This is a genomic window from Anoxybacillus kestanbolensis (genome assembly GCF_001996285.1).
Classification (GTDB): domain Bacteria; phylum Bacillota; class Bacilli; order Bacillales; family Anoxybacillaceae; genus Anoxybacillus; species Anoxybacillus kestanbolensis_A.
The window spans coordinates 214,594-233,922 of record NZ_MQAD01000005.1 but is presented as its reverse complement, the minus strand read 5'-3'; the positions used below and the strand labels follow the sequence as shown (position 1 = coordinate 233,922).

The window sequence follows — 19,329 nt, the reverse complement described above, 5'->3', positions numbered from 1 at the left end:
AATGGAGGGGAGAAGATGAAAAAAAATATTCAAGAAATGGAAAAACAGTTTTTGCAATATGTCAAAAAAATGATGGCATATAAAGAAGCGATTTCGCTTATGTATTGGGACTTACGTACAGGGGCGCCGAAGAAAGGGATTGACCAACGTTCGGAAGTGATCGGGATGTTATCACAAGATGTGTTTCATATGTCAACGTCCGAGCAAATGGCCGCATATATTGCGGAACTTTCAGCGAAGTCTGTACAAGAACAAGTATCGCCGGTCACTCGTTATACGTTAGCAGAATGCCAAAAAGAGTACGAACGCAACAAAAAAATTCCTGCTGATGAATACAAACAATATGTCATTTTACAATCGAAAGCAGAGAGTGTGTGGGAAGAAGCGAAAGCGAAATCTGACTTTTCGCTTTTTGAACCATACTTAAAGCAACTTGTTGATTTCACGAAACGCTTTGTCACATATTGGGGGACAAATGGACACCCATATAATACGTTATTAGATTTATACGAACCTGGTGTGACTGTCGACTTGTTAGATGATGTGTTTTCAAAATTACGCAATCATATTGTTCCGCTCGTTCAACAAATTAATGAGTCGCGACACAAGCCGGAAACGAATTTTTTATTTCAGTCATTTCCGAAAGAAAAGCAACGAGCGTTTAGTTTAGTCCTCTTAAAAGAATTAGGCTACGATTTTGATGCAGGACGACTTGATGAAACTGTACATCCTTTTGCGATAACGTTAAATGAAGGGGATGTCCGAATTACAACAAAATATGACGAAAACGATTTTCGAACAGCAGTATTTGGTACAATTCATGAATGCGGCCACGCTCTTTATGAACAGAACATCTCTAAAGAATGGGCAGGTACACCACTTTACGATGGTACGTCGATGGGCATTCATGAGTCGCAGTCGCTGTTTTATGAAAATTTTATTGCTCGTCATTATTCGTTTTGGAAGCGATATTATAGCTTGCTACAACAATATGCTCCGCATTTTGTTGACGTTTCATTGGATGATTTTTATCGCGCAATTAATGAGTCCAAACCGTCTCTTATTCGCATTGAAGCGGATGAGTTGACGTATCCATTACATATTATCATTCGATATGAAATGGAAAAAGCGTTGTTTGATGACGCAATTGAAGTAAGAGATTTACCACATATTTGGAATGAAAAATATGAGGCGTATTTAGGTGTTCGTCCAAAACGTGATGCAGAAGGGATTCTTCAAGATGTTCATTGGGCTGGGGGAAGTTTTGGTTATTTTCCGTCATACGCCCTCGGATATATGTATGCCGCCCAGTTTAAATATGCAATGGAGAAAGAGTTGACAAATGTTGATCAGTTGATTGAAAACGGGGAATTCGGGCGTATTCGAGAGTGGCTTACAAACCATATTCACCAATATGGAAAGACGAAAAAGCCGCTTGAGATTTTGTACGAAGTAACTGGAGAGGGGTTAAATCCAACTTACTTGATTCGCTATTTGGAAGACAAATATAAACATATTTATCGATTATAAAAAACCGGGCAAACGCCCGGTTTTTTTTACCAAAGTTTAAATCCTTTTGAGCCAGGAGGTGCATTTTGGATCATATCGATAAATGGAACAGTATATGCAATTAAAATGAGTACAACAGCAATGCCGATCCATAATTTCCAGTTTTCAAATACGAGTGGTGTACGCTCAGCCTGTTCAGCAACTTCAGCAACTGGAAACTCTGTCTCACCTTTTGGAGCGAAAAATGCTAAGTTTGTAACGATAATGAGCACAAGAATAATACCGATGAATAAGATTGTTCCTCCAACTGCTTGAGCGATTTGGTAAGGAATCCACTCTAGCGCTTGTGGTGCATCTCCGTATGTTGAAAATGCTGAACGGCGAGGAGCGCCAAGCAACCCTGCAAAGTGCATTGCACTAGACATGAAAATCATACCAATCGACCAAACGATCGTTTGAATGATCGCTAAACGGTTCATCGCTTTTGTCATCACACGTCCTGTTAAATGTGGGATGAGCCAATAAGCTGCACCAAAGAATGTCAATACAACGGTTGTCGCTAATGTTAAGTGGAAGTGGCCCGTTACCCAAATCGTGTTATGAACAACTTGGTTTAATTGATGTGATGCGTTGACAAGACCACCAGCACCAGCAGGGATAAAGAACAACATACCGATAAAAGGTGCAAAGAAACGAGCATCACCCCAAGGGAGTTTACGTAACCATCCGAACAATCCTGTTGCTCCTTTGGAGCGACCGTACATCTCAAACGTTGCAAACATCGAGAACGCTGTCATTAATGATGGAATAACAACCATAAATGTTAAAACAACTTGTAAGTATTTCCAAGCTGGATCAATTCCAGGCTCCACAAGTTGATGGTGGAAACCAACAGGAATCGAGAAAATTAAGAATAAAATGAATGACATGCGCGCAAGAGAATCAGAGAACATTTTTCCACCGATAATTTTCGGAATAATTGCATACCAAATCATATATGCAGGCAATAACCAGAAATATACGAGTGGGTGACCGAAATACCAGAATAATGTTCGGCTCACAAGTACGTTAATGCGATCGACATAACCTAACGACCAAGGAATGAATTGGAATAATACAGTTGCTGCTACACCGAGCGAGCAAATGAGCCATAAAATCATATTCACAACAGACATAAATGTAAGTAGTGGGCTCACTTGACTCGGGTGGGCTTTTTTCCATTTCGCATAATGGACAAACGTTGCAAAGCCACTAATCCAGCTACCAACGACGACAAGTGTTAAACCGATATAAAATCCTGCATGTGCTTGTAGTGGTGCATAGAATGTATATAAAACAGAAGCTTCGCCAATTAAAATGTAAAAGGCAGTAATTGCTGTACCAATTGTCATGAGCCAAAAGCCGACCCAACCCCAAAAGCGAATGCGATCAGAAAGCGTTCCAGCCGTACGGCTTATAGCTGCAAATTGAAAACCAATGATAAAGAATGTAGTTAAAACGAGTCCGAGTAACACACCGTGGGTTGTTAAAATCGTATAATAGCTAATGCCTGCTGGTAATTCAAATTTTCCTGATCGTACAAGCACTTGTAATAGACCAGCGAGTCCCCCTAGTGCGAGAGCAACGAAAGCGACATAAATATGAGCCATGGCTAATTTGCCATCACGAGCGTCTACTTTCCATGTTCCGTTCATCATTGTTCAACCACCTTCACTTTCGCCGTCATTAAATGATGACCAGCTCCGCAATATTCGTTACATAAAATAACATACTCGCCAACTTTATCGAACGTTTGCGTATAGCTGCTCACATAGCCTGGCTCAACCATCATATTTACGTTCGTTCCAGCTATTTGAAACCCGTGAATGACATCTTTCGTTGCTACGTTGATCGTTACTTTTGCTCCTTTTGGAATTTCGACTTGATTTGGCGTGTACGCAAATGCAGAAGCAACGATATTGAGTTGATATTCATTGTCTCCAGTTTTAACAAGACCAGGTTTATCAAATGGTGGTGTTTGATCGACTTTTTCCGGATCGATCGTTGTTAAACAGCTTGGCGGCTGTGTTCCTTGTGCGAATGCACCAACTCCTAAGACAGCTAAAAATACGAATAATGAACCGATGCCGAAAAACAGCCAAATTTTTTCATATTTATGCATGTGCATAACGTCCCGTCTCCTTTCTCTCTATAAACGATTCAAAAACAAGAAATATACGCTTACCCACGTGAAAATGAGGAAAAATCCTAAAAATAAAACAGAAGCGAGCGTTCCTTTCAATGTAGGCTCTTTCTCCACTTTTGTTTTTGGGGTGTTTGTGTTTAATTGGGTTTTCATTTTTATTCCTCCTTTCCTAAATAAACCTTAATTAGAAATGTATACACTTACATAGTACAAAACAATTTGCGAAATGAAACGCTTTCTTCGTACATTTCACAAATTGTTCATTCGTTACTTTACCATCATCATAACCGTAAAAATAAGGAGTAGCTGTGACTTTTGTCACACGAATTTTGTGAGGTTGTGAAAAAAGTGTGAAATATTTAGAAAAAGATGGATAAAAAATAAAAAAGAAGCTTACAAACGCAAGCTTCTCTTCGCACTTATTCGTTATCAATTGTTAAAATGAGCTGCAATTCTCCTTTATTTTCAAAGTGAATCGGCACGCGAAATGCTTTATCAAAACCGTAAATTTTTGTTTGACCAACAAGAACAGTAGGAGGAGTGATATCGATTGTAATTCCTTTTTGAAATACGATCGTTGCTAAGTTTCCTGCAATCATATTGCCGAGCTCACCGGTAAATGACTCGAGCATTTCACCTTCTAAAGGCATACCGAACATCGTTTCTCCGATACTTCCAAATATCGTTTCATGCCCTTCAATCATAAGGCGTCCCCGTAAGTCTCCGGTCATCCCAATCAATACACTAATAGACGTTTGAGTGAAAGGTTGTGTAAACAATGAAGGTTTTTCGATTGTCATTGCTAGCGGGATGACAGAGCGAATCGATTCGATCGTTCCGTTTAAAATCGTTGTAATTTTCTCACCTAAAGCCATAACAAGACCCCTTTTTTCTTCATCATAACAAATTTTTCGTTTCGATTACATCATTTTTCGACAAATGTAGACAAAGAAAACATAAAAAAACATAGTGACGAAACAATAAATTGCGTTATAATGGAAGTGCACAACAACATACCTCCTTTCAAAACGTCGAAAGCTTTCCTCCTATTGTGGTGAGGGAGGCTTTTTTACTTAATATGTATAAAATTCCTTTATCAGAAAAATATTATCATTAATGAAAATGAAAGGATAGAGATGTATGCCGAGCATCGTTGCAGTGGAATTAGCTGAACTTCCTTACCGTGTTTCACAAAACGAGGTGATGATTGCAATCAAACGTATGTTTCAACATCGTTATGAGCATATCGATCGTCTATTATCGATTTTTGAACATGACCATATTCAATCAAGGTCATTTGTACAACCGTTACATTGGTATATGACAGCTCATTCGTTCGCTGAGAAAAATGAACTGTATATTGAACATGCCGTTCAATATGGAAAAGAAGCAATTGAACGTTGTTTACATCGCGGAAACATCCCGTTCGAAGATATTGAAGCTATTTTTTTTATTTCAACGACGGGGATTGCTACACCGAGCGTTGAGGCAAGAATAATGAACGAGCTGCCTTTTTCGATACATACGAAACGGATTCCTATATGGGGGCTCGGATGTGCCGGGGGAGCAGCTGGCATTGCTCGAGCGGTAGATTACTGTCGAGCATATCCAAAAGCGAAAGTGCTTGTCCTTGCGGTAGAGTTTTGCAGTCTCACTTTTCAACTTGACGATGTGTCAAAAAGCAATCTTATTGGCACATCACTATTTGCGGATGGAGTAGGTTGTGCGTGTGTTGTAGGGGATGATGTACAGTTACAAAGCATAGCTCCACAGGTGATCGATATGCAATCGATATTTATGCGTAACATGGAGGATGTTATGGGGTGGGATATAAAAGATAACGGATTTTATGTGGTGTTCTCTAGGCATATTCCGACTATTATTCGTCAATCGATTGGTGAAATCGTGGAATTGTTTTTAAGAAAAAACGGGATTTGTGTTTCGCAAATTGAACATTTTGTCGTACATCCAGGTGGTAAAAAAGTGCTCGATGCCTATCAAGAGGGGTTACATATAGATGAAAATAAGTTAACTCATGCGATTCATGTTTTACGAGAGCATGGAAATATGTCGTCTGTAACTGTGCTTGCTGTTTTACAGCGTTTTTTACAACAGCCTATCACTCAACAACACGGTTTAATGATGGCGATGGGACCGGGATTTAGCTGTGAGCTTTTATTGTTAAAATGGGGAGAGAAATTATGAAATGGAAAGTATTTCTCTTTTTACTTGTTCAACGATTTGTTGAGTTGTACTGGGCAAAAAGAAATGAACGATGGATGAAGGAGAGAGAGGCGAAAGAGTTCGGGCAAAATCACTATAAACATATTGTTTGTATGCATAGTTTATTTTTTGTTTCGCTTTTGCTCGAAGGAAGGAAAAAACACGCATCTGCTTTATGGCCATTTTTGTTTAATATCTTTATCATTCTACAGCTGTTTCGTTTTTGGACCATTGCTTCGCTTGGACGGTATTGGAATACGAAAATTATTGTATTGCCAAATGCAGAACGAATACAAAAAGGACCGTATCGATGGTTTCGTCATCCTAATTATCTTGTTGTTACCCTCGAATTTATTATTATCCCCCTGATGTTTCAAGCATATTGGACAGCTGTCATATTTACAGTATGGAACGTGTACCTCTTATCTATCCGTATTCGTGTAGAGGAACAGGCGCTACGTTTATTAAAATCTCCTCATAAGTAGGGGGATTTTATTTTTCTGTGAACTACAGTAAAATGAAGGTAGATTTTTTAAAAGGGGTATGGGGAAAATGCATATGACAAAAACACAATCATTGCAACAATGGTTATATCGTCTCATCGCACTTCATGATGAATTTATCAAAAGAGGTGACATGACTCAAGCAAATAAAACAAGACAATTAATTAAAAAAGTGTATCATAAAGAGTTTACGATTGCTCTTTGTGGACACTTTTCTGCAGGAAAATCTAGTTTAATTAATGAGTTGATCGGTGCTCAGCTTTTACCGTCTAGTCCAATTCCGACAAGTGCAAACCTTGTGAAAGTAAAAACAGGGAAACCGTATGCGCGTGTATATTATAAATCTGGCGAACGGATTGAATATACGGCTCCTTATGATTACGACGAAGTGAAAACGTTTTGTCGGGATGGCGACGCCATTGACATGATCGAGATTAGCGATGAAACAGAGGTGATTCCGTCCGGAATAGTACTTATGGATACACCAGGTATTGATTCAACCGATGATGCTCATCGCTTGGCGACAGAGTCGGCACTTCATTTAGCGGACGTCATATTTTATGTGATGGATTACAATCATGTTCAAGCGGAATTGAACTTCGAGTTTACGAAGCGTTTGTCACAGTATGGAAAAACGCTATACTTAGTTGTGAATCAAATTGATAAACATCGTGATGAAGAACTTCTATTTTCACAGTTTACTCGCTCTGTCGAGGAATCGTTTCAGCAGTGGGGCATCACATTTGAACGAATATTTTATACGTCGCTGAAACAAAAAGATAATATATACAACGAACTTGAGACATTAAAACAATTATTGCAGTCACTTTTTAATGAAAAAGAGGAACGACTTCATCAAAACATCCGTATCGCTGTCGATCAAATGATCGACGACCATATGCAGATCGTCATCGCTCAACAGGAAGAAGAAAAGCGAAATATACGTCAGTTACTCTCGTTTGATCATGAACATGAGCTTCTTGCAAAACTCGAAGAAATCGAGCGAGCGATTGATCATATTCATACAACGTGGACAAATGCTAAGCAACATATTGAACAACAGTTGGAAACAACGTTACACAACGCATATGTGATGCCTTATGAAACACGAGAGTATGCGCGTGCCTATTTAGAGGCGTGTCAACCTGATTTTAAAGTCGGTTTTTTATTTACAAAGCAAAAAACAGAGGAAGAACGTAAAAAGCGGTTGCATGCGTTTTATGAAGATTTACATCAAAAAATCGAAAGTCAGCTTGAATGGCACATCCGTGACTTATTGAAGCAGTTTTATCAACAATATGATGTTCACGACCATGAATTATTGCATCGTATTCAACAATTAACCGTCCCGTTTTCAGAACAATGGATTGTTGAACGAAAACAAAATCAACCAGTTGTCACAGGCGATTATGTATTAACATATACGAACGACATAGCAAACGAAATGAAACGGTTATATCGCGATGCAGCTATTCAACTTGTCGAACAAATCATTGAGAAGGGAAAAGTACAACAAAAATTGAGTATGTATCAACAACAACTCAATAAGTTGATGGGGGAACGGGCATGCTGGGAGCAATTGAAGCAACTTGCTCGTGAGCGTGAACATACGCGTCAACAATTGCAAAAAGTCGTCGAAAATGCCAATTCGTTAAGCGATGATGCTGTTTATCCGTTTGTTCATGAGACGTTTACAATAAGAACAAGCAGTGAAAGCAAAGAAGAAGTTCCACATGGAAATGAATCAGCGCAAGAACAACATCCAATTCAAACGGTGCAAATAGAAAATGAGACGACCGAGCAAATGATCGAAAAATTGCGGACGATTAGTCAAATGATCGCCCCAATTAAAGGAATGAAACAGCTAGCAAATGAAATGGAAGTAAAAGTTCAGCAGCTTCAACGACGGACGTTTACGATTGCTTTGTTTGGCGCCTTTAGCGCAGGAAAATCTTCATTTGCAAACGCGTTAATCGGTGAACATGTCTTACCTGTTTCGCCACATCCGACGACGGCAACTATTAACAAAATTGTTCCACCAACAGGTGATCGTCCGCATGGAACCGTTGTCGTACAAGTAAAAACGGAACAGCAGCTTTTAAACGATTTACAACACTCTTTGCGCTTTTTCGGTATGCAAGTTCATTCATTACAAGAGGCGATCGAAGAAAGTAAAAAAGCTATTCGTAATGAAGCTGTTGATGCTAAGGAACGAGTGCATTGGGCGTTTTTACAAGCCGTTGTGCGCGGGTATGAACAAATGAAAGAAAAGCTTGGACAATTGCTTACGATTTCACTTCAGCAATTTCATGAATATGTAGCGAATGAAACAAAATCGTGTTTTGTTGAATGGATTGAGCTATATTATGATTGCCCATTAACGCGCGAAAACATTATTCTTGTCGATACACCAGGCGCGGACTCTGTTAACGCTCGTCATACAGGAGTTGCATTTAACTACATTAAAAATGCTGATGCGATTTTCTTTGTCACATACTATAACCATGCGTTTTCAAAAGCGGATCGCGAATTTTTAATTCAGCTTGGTCGAGTAAAGGATACGTTTAGTTTAGATAAGATGTTTTTCATCATTAATGCAGCGGATTTAGCACATACAACAGAGGAATTACAAGCTGTTGTTCACTATGTGAAAGATCAGCTTTTACAATTTGGTATTCGTCATCCTCGTCTTTTTTCGCTATCAAGTAAATGGGCGCTCGCAGAAAAGAAGGGAGAGTTGTGGAAACATGATGTGCTATCCAATTCGGGAATGGACGCATTTGAGCAGGCGTTTTATCCGTTCATTCATCAAGAACTTAGCTCGCTAGCGCTTGCTTCCGCTCGTTTGCAAATAAAACAAGCGCAAAAGCGACTAGCAGAATATATTGCAGAAGCAAAACAAAGCGATGAAACGAAACGTAAAAAGTTGCACATATTGCACCAAGAGCAACAACAGCTTGAGCGGATTATCGAACAATACGAAGCAAATCACGACGTTCATGCGATCGAGCAAGAATTAAATGAATTAGTTTATTATATTCAACAGCGCGTCTTTTTTCGTTTACCGGATTGGTTTAAAGAGTCGTTCAATCCTTCTGTTCTTCATGATCGACAGAGCAACATAAAAAAAGCGTTACAATTATGTTTGGATGAATTTTTATATTCCATTGGATTTGATTTGGCGCAAGAAATGCGTGCAACTAGTTTGCGAATCGAAGCATTTATAAGCAAACGTTATGATCTTCATTTTATGGCGTTAGAAAAACAATGGAAGGAAGTTCATGATCTCATTGTAACAAAAGCGGATCTTCCTGTTTTTCCAACAATGGAATTTCCACTTGCTTTTGAACAACTAGATCGCAACATATTTAAAAAGGCATTAGCGTTGTATAAAAACGCAAAATCATTTTTTGAAAAAGATGAAAAACGATTGATGAAAGAAGAATTGGAACGGCAATTGCATGAACCGGTAAAAGCATATATAACTGAGCAGAAAAAGCGTTTGCTTGTTCACTATAAGGAGCAATGGAATATAATGATTGAGCAACTTCACCATCATATGCGTGAGCAATTGAATGAACATTTCACCGGTTTAAGTGCTGCTTTAACAGCCCAAGCGTCAATAGATGAATTACAACATATTTATGACACGATTGGAGGAATGAATAATGACTGAAGTTCACCAAGCGATTACAGCGCATTCGCAAAAACAACACGCACTCGTTCGGGCATTTGTCGAGCTAAATACGAAACGGGAAACATATATTGAAGAAGCCATTGCCTTATGTCAACGAGGAGAGTCATTTTCTGTACAAAAAATTAATGAAGTGACAAAACAAATAAATGAACTAGCGAAAAATGGAATTGTACCACAGCGAAAATATGTAACAGTTGACATGGTAAAGGAGTATGTCCAAAAATTAAATAACAAATCGTCGTAGTGTGAAACGTCCCGTTCGCGCATACTATCTGTGCATCATGTATAAAAGGAGGATAAAGCGATGGGACGAACAAAATTTGGAAATGCTAATGCTCAACGAAATAATAATGCGAAGCATAAAAACGAATTAAAAACGGAATTTGCTTCATATGCTGAAGTGGAAGTAAAAAAAATGAGCAATGAGCATAAAAATATTCGATAAGGAGGCGCACATGCGCCTTTTCTTATGAGATGACAAATAGAAGGGTAGGTATGTTGATGAAAAAGTGGATGGCCATCATCGTTTTATTTAGTTTTTTTGCATATATGCTTTGGGAACATACGGCGGAGAGACAAACAATCAAAACAGGTATTCATATTGGCATGAAGGCCCCAAACTTTTCTTTAAAAACGATTGATGGGAAAACCGTACAACTTTCACAATTACGCGGAAAAGCAGTTATTGTGAATTTTTGGGCAACATGGTGTCCGCCTTGTCGTGCAGAAATGCCAGATATGCAGACATTTTATGAACAGTATTATAGACAAGTAGAAATTGTAGCCGTAAATGTGATGGTGCGAGATTCGCAAGAAAAAGTACGTGAGTTTATTAAGGATTACCATTTAACGTTTCCAGTTGTGCTAGATGTTGATGGCAATGTGATGAAACAATATGACATTCAACCGATTCCAACATCGTTTATTATCGACCGTCAAGGAATAATTCGCGAAAAACAAATCGGTCCTATGTCATATGAGCAAATGGTACAGTATGCAGAAAAATGGGGAAAATAGCCGAGGAGTCGGCTATTTTTTGTATATTTTTCATTATGTTTGGAAAAGATAGAAAAAAACAAAAAGTAGGTGAATACATCATGCGAAAAATAAGAAAACGGACATTTGCAGAACTCGTCATGGAAAATAAAAGACAACTATTAAATGATGTCAGCGCATTAGAAAAACTGGAAGAAAAAATGGAAACACGTTGGCTTCATAAAGCAGAGTAATATAGCCATACTATGAGGGAGAGGGGGATGAAAAATGGGTAATCCAAAAAGTAATCAACAGCCATTTGTGCCGCAACATATCGGAACGAAACCGCGATCAGCAGGTGGCAATAAAGGAAAGCAAATGCAAGATCAATCTGGTCAACATCCACAAGTCATTCAAACGAAGGGTGAGTAAGGGCGAATATTCGCCCTTATATAGTTTACATAATTAAATTATGATAAACAATAAAATTTGTATAACATGAAGAAAAACGTGCACGATAAAAAATGTACATTTTACTTTCACAAGGAGGATGATAACATGAGACCGAATGAAGATGATCGTCGCGACAATGTAGAAAAATTACAGGACATGGTACAAAATACGCTTGAGAATATTGAAAGAGCGGAAGAAACGATGGCGTTTGCTAGTCCAGAGGAGCATGAGAAAATTAGGGAAAAAAATCATCGCCGTGAAGAAGCAATTGAGGCGATGCGAGCAGAGATTAAAGACGAGGCAAGAGCACGAGAAAAAGGATACGAATTGTAAAAGCCGCATATGTGCGGCTCTTTTTTTCTGCTTTTCCTATGTTTATGGTAAAATAGTGATAAAGTATCGTTATGTTGGAGAGTGAGAAATGATGGTCATTTCACAAAAAGAGATTGAAGTGCGTTACGCAGAAACGGATCAAATGGGGGTTGTTTATCATGCGAATTACTTAATTTGGTTAGAAATGGGACGAGCTCATTTTATTCAACAGCTTGGTTTTCAATATGCTGATATGGAGAAAAGAGGGATTGTGTCCCCAGTTATTGATTTACAAATTTCTTATAAGAAGCCGTTACGATACGGGGAAATAGCTACGATTAAAACGTGGGTGGAATCATATGATGGTATTCGGGTTGTTTATGGATACGAAGTATTGACCCCGACAAATGAAATCGCAGCAACAGCAACTTCAAAACATGTTTGTGTGACAAAAGAAACGTTTCAACCAGTTTTAATCAGAAAATATTTTCCAGATTGGCACGAGGCATACGAGCGGGCAAAAAAAAGATAAAGGCGGGATCCCCCGCTTTTATCTATATGTGAATACCGGCTCGTTTTGCTTTTCATCAAATTCAATATGTAAATCGTGACCGTCAAAATACCACATATCGTTTTGTTCAATAAAAAAGATGACGCCGTTTTTTTCTAGTGCAACCGCAGCATCGATCGGCTCTTCCTTATTTACTCCTAAAGAAAAACCTTTTTGTACATTGCTACATCCGCCATATCGAGCAAAAAAACGAACATAGTCCCCGCGCTGTAATTGAAGTTCTTCTTTATACCACTGAAATGCTTGATCACATATAGATATGTTCATGACATTCACCACCTTTCATAAATGATTATAAAAGAACGAGAAATATTTTTCTATTTTGTACATGCCATTCGAGAAAAAATAAAAAATGAACTATACAAATGGTGGCAAAACATGTATCATTAATCCGTAATGATTGTGAAAACGAAAGGAGTGACAGTTCCGTTATGAGCAGGGCGAACACGAATGAACCAGAACCAGCAATAATAGAGGAAGTAGCTTCGTTTTTTGGCGCTGGAACGTACTGCTCACAAACGAAACAGGCGCTCCAACGGCAAAAAAGTGGCGCTTACCTCTAGTAGAGAAGATAGGGGGATCACGCCATGATGAACATTTATTTATCGAATGACCAAGGAAAATTAGAAGAAATTCACGAACTAAAAAATGGTTGTTGGGTAAACCTCATTTCTCCAACGGAGAGTGAAATTCGCTACATTGCAGAACATCTCAATATTCCCATCGATTCTATTAAAGATGCACTCGATGATGAAGAGCGTTCACGCATCGAAAAAGAAGATAACCATGTACTCATCATCGTAGACATCCCAATTATTACGTACGATGAAGGAAATATTCCAACATATGAAACCATTCCAATTGGAATGATTATTACAAATATATGTTTTATCACCGTTTGCCTTCAAGAAAACCCGATTTTTGAAGAGTTTACAAAGAACAAGGTGAAAAATTTTTATACGTATATGAAAACGCGTTTTGCGTTACAAATGTTATATATGATTTCTACGTATTATTTAAGATATTTAAAGCAAATTAATCGAAAAACGAGCGAAATTGAAAAACAGCTACATCAATCGATGCAAAATAAAGAGTTGTTTTCTTTGCTTAGTTTAGAAAAAAGCCTTGTTTATTTTACGACATCGTTAAAAGCGAACAATATTGTGATGGAACGATTGCTTCGTTTAAATTATTTACGGATGTATGAGGACGATCAAGAATTGTTAGAGGATGTCATTATTGAAAACAAGCAAGCCATTGAAATGACAGAAGTATATAGCAGCATTTTAAGTGGAATGATGGATGCCTTCGCTTCTGTTATTTCAAACAACTTAAACATCGTCATGAAATTTTTAGCTGCGATTACAATTGTTATTTCCTTTCCAACGATGGTAACAAGTTTTTATGGAATGAACGTTCCGATTCCGTATCAAGATAAACCGTATGCATATTTAGTTGCTTTAGGCATTTCTTTCGTACTTTCAAGTATTACGGCGTTTGTTTTTTGGAAGAAACGTTACTTTTAGCAAGGACGGTGTTAGCCGTTCTTTTTTTTATATGTTAAGATAACACGAACATTAAATGATTTTTTAAAAAAAAAGATCGCTTTTTATTGACTGATTATATGTTATTTAGTATATTAACATTCGGAAAACGGAAGGTGAGGGATGAATGATGAACAATCGTTACGATGTAATTGTTGTTGGAGCAGGTCCGACAGGGATTTTCACTTGTTATGAATTGACATTAAAATTACGAGGGGCACGGGTGCTGTTAATTGATAAAGGGCACGATATTTATAAACGAAATTGTCCGATTTTGCAGAAGAAGATTGAAAAATGTCCGCCACCAGCTGGAAAAAAAGATTACGCAGGTTGTTTACCTGCTTGTTCGATTACAAATGGATTTGGTGGGGCAGGAGCTTATTCCGATGGTAAGTTTAACATTACGAGCGAGTTTGGTGGATGGATGACAGACTATTTACCTGATTCAACGGTGTTACAACTCATTCGTTATGTGGACGAAATTAACTTGAAACATGGTGCAACGCGTACGTTGACCGATCCATTGACAGATGAAGTGAGAAAAATTGAAAAGCGTGCTTATGCTGCTGGATTGAAATTGTTGCGCGCACAAGTTCGTCATCTCGGTACAGAACAAAATTTAGAAATTTTAAAGAGCATATATGAATATTTACGTACCCATATTGATATGATGTTCAAAACGGAAGTAAGCGATATTTTGACGGAAAAAATAAATGGCACGCATCATGTAAAAGGAATTCAATTAAAAAATGGACATATGTTATATGCCGATCGTGTCGTCATCGCTCCAGGACGTGATGGCTCTGCTTGGTTAACAAACATATTGAAGCGTCGTGGGTTGAAAATGATCAATAATCAAGTCGATATTGGCGTTCGTGTCGAAACGTCTAACGTCGTTATGGAGGAAATTAATACACATTTGTATGAGGGAAAGTTTATTTTTAACACATCCGTCGGAACACAAGTTCGGACATTTTGTAGTAACCCTTCTGGTCATGTTGTTGTCGAAAATCATTCAGGAATTATGCTTGCAAATGGTCATGCGTATAAAGACCCAAAACTAGGAAGCAACAATACAAACTTTGCTCTTCTTGTTTCTCATAAATTTTCAGATCCGTTCGATCAACCGAACGAATACGCCCATCAAATTTCTCGTTTAGCGAATGCATTATCTAACGGCGGCATTATTGTACAAAAATACGGAGATATTTTAAAAGGGAGACGCTCAACAGAAAAACGGATTAAAGAAGGATTCATCGAACCAACGTTAAAGGAGGCTGTTCCTGGAGATTTAGGGCTCGTTCTTCCATATAACACAATGAAAAGTTTAATTGAAATGACAGAAGCACTAAACGCTGTAACCCCAGGCATTGCTTCAGAACATACACTTTTTTACGGAGTAGAGGCAAAGTTTTATTCTGCCCGTCCAAAATTAAATGAACGTTTTGAAACAGAAATCTCAGGGCTATATGTTGGAGGAGACGGCGCAGGAATTACACGCGGTCTGGCGCAAGCGGGGGCATGTGGGGTATGGATTGCCCGAAATATTGTCGAAACGTCTAACTAGCGAAGGTTGTTCGCTAGTTTTTTTGTTAACTAAAATAAAAATAATGTTGACATATAACTTCTAATCGAATACGATTATTGGTAATTAGAAGTAAAAGGGGGAGAACAATGGATTGGTTACTATTGGCAAATCGTGTGTTAGATGGGGAAGACATTACAGATGATGAGGCGCTTGCAATATTAAATTGTCCCGATGATGAGCTATTGCTATTGTTGCAAGGTGCTTATCGCATCCGTAAAACGTACTACGGAAATAAAGTGAAATTAAATATGATTATGAATGCAAAGTCGGGATTGTGTCCGGAAAATTGCGGATATTGTTCCCAATCTTCTATATCAACAGCCCCGATTCCGACATATAAAATGGTAAACAAAGAGACAATTTTGCAAGGTGCAAAGCGGGCGTATGAGGCCAAAATAGGAACATACTGCATCGTTGCAAGCGGAAGAGGACCGAGCGATAAAGAAATTGATATCGTTGTATCTGCGGTTAAAGAAATTAAAGAAACGTACGGCTTAAAAGTATGTGCCTGTTTAGGAATACTAAAGCCAGAACAAGCGTTGCGCTTAAAAGAAGCAGGTGTGGATCGCTACAATCATAATATTAATACGTCAAAAGAACATCATCCTCATATTACGACTTCCCATACATACGATGATCGGGTACGTACGGTAGAAACGGTCAAGGAAGCAGGGATGTCTCCATGTTCAGGTGTGATTATCGGTATGAAAGAAACAAAACAAGATGTGATCGCAATGGCGAGAAGTTTAAAAGCGTTAGATGCGGATTCAATCCCTGTAAATTTCCTTCATGCGATTGATGGAACGCCGTTAGAGGGGACAAAAGAACTAAATCCACGTTACTGCTTAAAAGTATTAGCATTATTTCGATACATTAACCCTACGAAAGAAATTCGTATTTCTGGAGGGAGAGAAGTAAACTTACGTAGTTTGCAACCACTCGGCTTGTATGCTGCGAACTCCATTTTTGTTGGCGATTACTTAACGACTGCCGGACAAGAAAAACATGCTGATTTTCAAATGCTTGAAGATTTAGGATTTGATATTGATTTTGCCCCAGCATCTTATGCGAGATAAAAAAGCCGACGTTGTGTGTCGGCTTTTTTATCTGTACATATACTATTACTAATTACGATGCTCAACATTGGAGTGAAGTTCATGTGATATCTCGAAAATTTGAAAACGAGCGATTGCGTCGAAAACAAGAAGAAAAAGAGATTATTGACGGTTTACTAGATATTTATAACGATTACAAGTGGTTGTACGAACGATTTGGTGATGAACAGTACGAACAGATGATGGAACAAATCATTGAGCAATTAAAAAAGTTTACCCGACGGAGACGACGCGAATGAAATTATATGCATTGCGATAATACGTATATGAAATAAGGAATACAGAAAAGGAGTATGATATAGAATAATACATTCGTGATCGTCTCCATCCATTGGTCAATTCGTTCGTTCATAAGCTTGTCCTCCGTTCTTTTTTACTTCCAACGTATGTGTACATAGCGGTAAATATACATAAAAACGGCTGACATAAATGGATCATTTTTTCATAACATAATACAAAGGGGGCGATGTTGTGAAAGAAATTGAAGTTGTGATCGATACGGAAGAAATTGCGGAGTTCTTTTACAATGAACTTGTTCGGCGAGGGTTTGTCCCAACAGAGCGTGAAATGGAAGAAATAGCAGATATTATGTTTGATTATTTGATCGAAAAAAGTATTATTGATGAGGAAGTAATTGATGAATAAAACGGCGGATGTCCCGTCGTTTTTTTGCTTGAAATTTGAAACATTTTCTTTTTTTATTCGTACAACATAGTGTACTGATAAATAAGAGGAGGGTTTTTATGGGTCTGTTTAATAAAGTTTTAGCGAGTATTGGGATTGGTGCGGCGAAAGTAGATACAAAGTTGCATGAGTCACATTTATTGCTCGGTGAAAGTGTGACTGGGGTTGTAGAGGTAACGGGAGGAAATATAGAACAACAAATTGATGATATATATTTATCTCTCTGCGCTACATATACAAAAGAAGTAGATGATCGCAAAGTAACGAAGCAAGCAATTATTGAAAAATGGAAAATCGCCCAATCATTCAAAATTCGTGCTGGAGAAAAGAAAGAATTTCCATTTTCTTTTTCCCTTCCGCTTGACACACCAATTACAGTTGGAAAAACAAGAGTGTGGTTACACACAGGACTTGACATAAAAAATGCTGTCGATCCGACAGATGAAGATTACATTCGTGTTCAACCTAATCGGATGATGAACGAAGTATTTCGTGCGATGGAAAACTTAGGCTTCCGCTTAAAAGAAGCCGAATGTAAAGAAGCTCCTTATCGTATTGGTAAGCGACTTCCTTTTGTTCAAGAGTTTGAGTTTGTACCAGTTCGAGGAGAATTTCATGGGAAGCTTGATGAAGTGGAAATCATTTTTTTTGCCCAAGGGGCAAATGCGTTTGAATTGCTTATTCAGGTGGATCGACGTGCGCGAGGGCTGGCTGGATTGTTTGCGGAAGCACTCGATTTAGATGAGACGTTCATTCGCGTGACGATTAATGAACAGCACATCCAAACATTACAAACAGATCTTGCTTCACTTATTCGACGATACGCTTAAAAAGACTGGGAGCCCCCGGTCTTTTTTTATGTATAATTATGTCGGAATTTTATATGTATTCGACAAAAATAGTAAAAAAATGAAAAAGGAATCGACAAAACGAATCGCTAATAGTTACAAAAAGAAAAAAGGGAGTGGATATTGGTGATTCGGATGTTTATGGAGAAAATATTAAAATCAACGCAATGTTATGATGTAACGCTTTTTCAAACCCCACAATTTGGTCAAATAAAAGGGTATCGGCAAGTATATCGCTTAACAGTAAACGGAGAAGATCACGATGACGTATTAGCAGAAGTTTATCGAATATTTAACGTTCCTGATCTAGTGCCGAAAGATTATGATGCACGCTATGTAGGGACAGGCGACATCTTGCTCATTGACGAAGGAAGATATGGACAATTTTTTTATCGCTTAAGCCCAGATGGATGGGAGCGTATTCACCGTATGCATGTGCGTTAAAAAATGTCTTTAAATGTTCACAAAATTGTGCTATATTGTATATAGACAATGAGCACAAGGTTAGAGTATGATAAAAAATTCCCCTTGTGCGTGCAAGGGGATTATTTTTTTCGTTTATCAGCATTGTACTCTTTATCGTGTGCTTCAGCTTCAGCGATCAATGTTTCTTTCGGAACATGGTTATTTTTCTTTGGGCTATTGATGCGGTTACGATGTTTTTTTCCCAATTGGAAACCTCCTTTACGTGTAGTTACATCCATTAACATCGACAACATCATAAAAAATATACATACAGGGTGGGAAAAACGATGTTTGCATTTATGATTTCTTCCATCGTCGGGATTGTTGCGATTTTTTGTTCCTTGTTTATTAAATTCGAATTAGAGCGGCTCATTGGGCGGAGAAAGAAAATTTTCCTCCTTCATTTGGCAAACATTAGCATCACTAACGTGGTGATTGCAAGCGCTTACTATGTGTTTAGTGGAATGTTTGAAACAAGCGAGCACCCATTTTACCTCATTTATTTAGCGTCTTTAGAAGCGATGTTACCAATTTATGTTGTTTGTTATTTAATATATGAACATTATGAGCAAGCAAAGAAAAAATATGTTGTAAGTGAAGATAAAAAGGTTTTATACGTGAAACCAAAGTATTTTCGCAAAATATCGTAAAGAGGGG

26 protein-coding genes are annotated in these 19,329 nt (G+C 38.1%); 20 read left to right on the top strand and 6 right to left on the bottom strand.

The annotated features are described in order from the left end of the window. Positions 1–15 precede the first annotated feature (15 nt). Positions 16–1,530, top strand: coding sequence for a carboxypeptidase M32 (locus tag BO219_RS03605; RefSeq protein ID WP_006318625.1), 1,515 nt, complete (start codon positions 16–18; stop codon positions 1,528–1,530). 26 nt (positions 1,531–1,556) lie between these two features. Here BO219_RS03605 and BO219_RS03600 read toward each other — a convergent pair whose 3' ends face one another. From BO219_RS03600 to BO219_RS03585, 4 genes are all read right to left on the bottom strand, one after another. Further along, entirely contained in the window at positions 1,557–3,206 is a 1,650-nt protein-coding gene (locus tag BO219_RS03600; RefSeq protein WP_077428429.1) for a b(o/a)3-type cytochrome-c oxidase subunit 1, read from the bottom strand. After that, positions 3,203–3,676 (bottom strand): cytochrome c oxidase subunit II, encoded by a 474-nt coding sequence (locus tag BO219_RS03595; protein WP_077428428.1) that lies wholly within the window; start codon positions 3,674–3,676, stop codon positions 3,203–3,205. The genes BO219_RS03600 and BO219_RS03595 overlap by 4 nt, the downstream gene beginning before the upstream one ends. Positions 3,677–3,697: 21 nt before the next feature. Next, entirely contained in the window at positions 3,698–3,847 is a 150-nt protein-coding gene (locus BO219_RS03590; RefSeq protein ID WP_003396066.1) for a cytochrome c oxidase subunit 2A, read from the bottom strand. A 266-nt stretch (positions 3,848–4,113) separates the two neighbouring features. Further along, entirely contained in the window at positions 4,114–4,569 is a 456-nt protein-coding gene (locus BO219_RS03585; RefSeq protein WP_077428427.1) for a chemotaxis protein CheX, read from the bottom strand. A 265-nt stretch (positions 4,570–4,834) separates the two neighbouring features. On the opposite strand from BO219_RS03585, the gene BO219_RS03580 reads away from it, so the two are divergent. The 10 genes from BO219_RS03580 (at position 4,835) to BO219_RS03540 (ending at position 12,389) form a co-directional block, all read left to right on the top strand. Next, positions 4,835–5,899, top strand: coding sequence for a type III polyketide synthase (locus BO219_RS03580; RefSeq protein ID WP_077428426.1), 1,065 nt, complete (start codon positions 4,835–4,837; stop codon positions 5,897–5,899). Continuing rightward, complete coding sequence (locus BO219_RS03575) at positions 5,896–6,402, top strand: isoprenylcysteine carboxyl methyltransferase family protein (protein ID WP_226373753.1); 507 nt, start codon at positions 5,896–5,898, stop codon at positions 6,400–6,402. The genes BO219_RS03580 and BO219_RS03575 overlap by 4 nt, the downstream gene beginning before the upstream one ends. Positions 6,403–6,460: 58 nt before the next feature. Continuing rightward, positions 6,461–10,096: a dynamin family protein gene (locus tag BO219_RS03570; protein WP_077428424.1), complete on the top strand. Its 3,636-nt coding sequence runs from the start codon at positions 6,461–6,463 to the stop codon at positions 10,094–10,096. Further along, complete coding sequence (locus BO219_RS03565) at positions 10,089–10,361, top strand: YpbS family protein (protein ID WP_077428423.1); 273 nt, start codon at positions 10,089–10,091, stop codon at positions 10,359–10,361. Before BO219_RS03570 ends, BO219_RS03565 begins: the two co-directional genes overlap by 8 nt. 60 nt (positions 10,362–10,421) lie before the next feature. Further along, positions 10,422–10,562 (top strand): hypothetical protein, encoded by a 141-nt coding sequence (locus BO219_RS14635; RefSeq protein ID WP_088223298.1) that lies wholly within the window; start codon positions 10,422–10,424, stop codon positions 10,560–10,562. Positions 10,563–10,612: 50 nt separating this feature from the next. Continuing rightward, positions 10,613–11,134: a peroxiredoxin family protein gene (locus BO219_RS03560; protein WP_077428422.1), complete on the top strand. Its 522-nt coding sequence runs from the start codon at positions 10,613–10,615 to the stop codon at positions 11,132–11,134. 80 nt (positions 11,135–11,214) lie between these two features. Then, positions 11,215–11,346 (top strand): FbpB family small basic protein, encoded by a 132-nt coding sequence (locus BO219_RS03555; protein ID WP_077428929.1) that lies wholly within the window; start codon positions 11,215–11,217, stop codon positions 11,344–11,346. 34 nt (positions 11,347–11,380) lie between these two features. Next, the gene (locus BO219_RS03550; protein ID WP_004890310.1) at positions 11,381–11,524 is read left to right on the top strand and encodes an acid-soluble spore protein N; all 144 of its coding nucleotides are present in this window, start codon (positions 11,381–11,383) and stop codon (positions 11,522–11,524) included. A 126-nt stretch (positions 11,525–11,650) separates the two neighbouring features. After that, complete coding sequence (gene tlp, locus BO219_RS03545; RefSeq protein WP_077428421.1) at positions 11,651–11,878, top strand: small acid-soluble spore protein Tlp; 228 nt, start codon at positions 11,651–11,653, stop codon at positions 11,876–11,878. Positions 11,879–11,969: 91 nt separating this feature from the next. Further along, positions 11,970–12,389 carry an acyl-CoA thioesterase gene (locus BO219_RS03540; RefSeq protein ID WP_077428928.1) on the top strand — a complete coding sequence of 140 codons (420 nt, stop codon included), beginning with the start codon at positions 11,970–11,972 and terminating at the stop codon, positions 12,387–12,389. 18 nt (positions 12,390–12,407) lie between these two features. Here BO219_RS03540 and BO219_RS03535 read toward each other — a convergent pair whose 3' ends face one another. After that, positions 12,408–12,695 carry a HesB/YadR/YfhF family protein gene (locus tag BO219_RS03535; RefSeq protein ID WP_171699925.1) on the bottom strand — a complete coding sequence of 96 codons (288 nt, stop codon included), beginning with the start codon at positions 12,693–12,695 and terminating at the stop codon, positions 12,408–12,410. 164 nt (positions 12,696–12,859) lie between these two features. On the opposite strand from BO219_RS03535, the gene BO219_RS14995 reads away from it, so the two are divergent. The 8 genes from BO219_RS14995 to BO219_RS03495 all read left to right on the top strand — a co-directional run bounded on the left by BO219_RS14995 (position 12,860) and on the right by BO219_RS03495 (position 18,651). Next, a complete protein-coding gene (locus tag BO219_RS14995) occupies positions 12,860–12,991 on the top strand; it encodes a hypothetical protein (protein WP_268915711.1) in 132 nt (43 codons plus the stop codon). A gap of 24 nt (positions 12,992–13,015) precedes the next feature. Continuing rightward, positions 13,016–13,954 carry a magnesium transporter CorA family protein gene (locus tag BO219_RS03525; protein ID WP_077428419.1) on the top strand — a complete coding sequence of 313 codons (939 nt, stop codon included), beginning with the start codon at positions 13,016–13,018 and terminating at the stop codon, positions 13,952–13,954. Between the two features lie 148 nt (positions 13,955–14,102). Next, positions 14,103–15,539, top strand: a complete 1,437-nt coding sequence (locus BO219_RS03520; RefSeq protein ID WP_077428927.1) for an NAD(P)/FAD-dependent oxidoreductase — start codon at positions 14,103–14,105, stop codon at positions 15,537–15,539. Between the two features lie 107 nt (positions 15,540–15,646). Further along, positions 15,647–16,636: a biotin synthase BioB gene (gene bioB / locus BO219_RS03515; protein WP_077428418.1), complete on the top strand. Its 990-nt coding sequence runs from the start codon at positions 15,647–15,649 to the stop codon at positions 16,634–16,636. A gap of 83 nt (positions 16,637–16,719) precedes the next feature. After that, positions 16,720–16,914, top strand: coding sequence for a hypothetical protein (locus tag BO219_RS03510; protein WP_004890325.1), 195 nt, complete (start codon positions 16,720–16,722; stop codon positions 16,912–16,914). A 232-nt stretch (positions 16,915–17,146) separates the two neighbouring features. Beyond that, the gene (locus BO219_RS03505) at positions 17,147–17,320 is read left to right on the top strand and encodes a YozD family protein (protein WP_004890329.1); all 174 of its coding nucleotides are present in this window, start codon (positions 17,147–17,149) and stop codon (positions 17,318–17,320) included. A 98-nt stretch (positions 17,321–17,418) separates the two neighbouring features. Further along, on the top strand, positions 17,419–18,189 hold the full coding sequence (locus tag BO219_RS03500; protein WP_077428417.1) for a sporulation protein: 771 nt from the start codon (positions 17,419–17,421) through the stop codon (positions 18,187–18,189). Between the two features lie 153 nt (positions 18,190–18,342). Then, entirely contained in the window at positions 18,343–18,651 is a 309-nt protein-coding gene (locus BO219_RS03495) for a hypothetical protein (RefSeq protein WP_077428926.1), read from the top strand. Between the two features lie 101 nt (positions 18,652–18,752). Here the strand turns inward: BO219_RS03495 and BO219_RS14990 are convergent, their stop codons facing one another. After that, entirely contained in the window at positions 18,753–18,878 is a 126-nt protein-coding gene (locus BO219_RS14990) for a hypothetical protein (protein WP_255707113.1), read from the bottom strand. Between the two features lie 81 nt (positions 18,879–18,959). On the opposite strand from BO219_RS14990, the gene BO219_RS03490 reads away from it, so the two are divergent. Then, positions 18,960–19,322 (top strand): hypothetical protein, encoded by a 363-nt coding sequence (locus tag BO219_RS03490; protein WP_077428416.1) that lies wholly within the window; start codon positions 18,960–18,962, stop codon positions 19,320–19,322. The last annotated feature ends 7 nt before the right edge of the window (positions 19,323–19,329 follow it).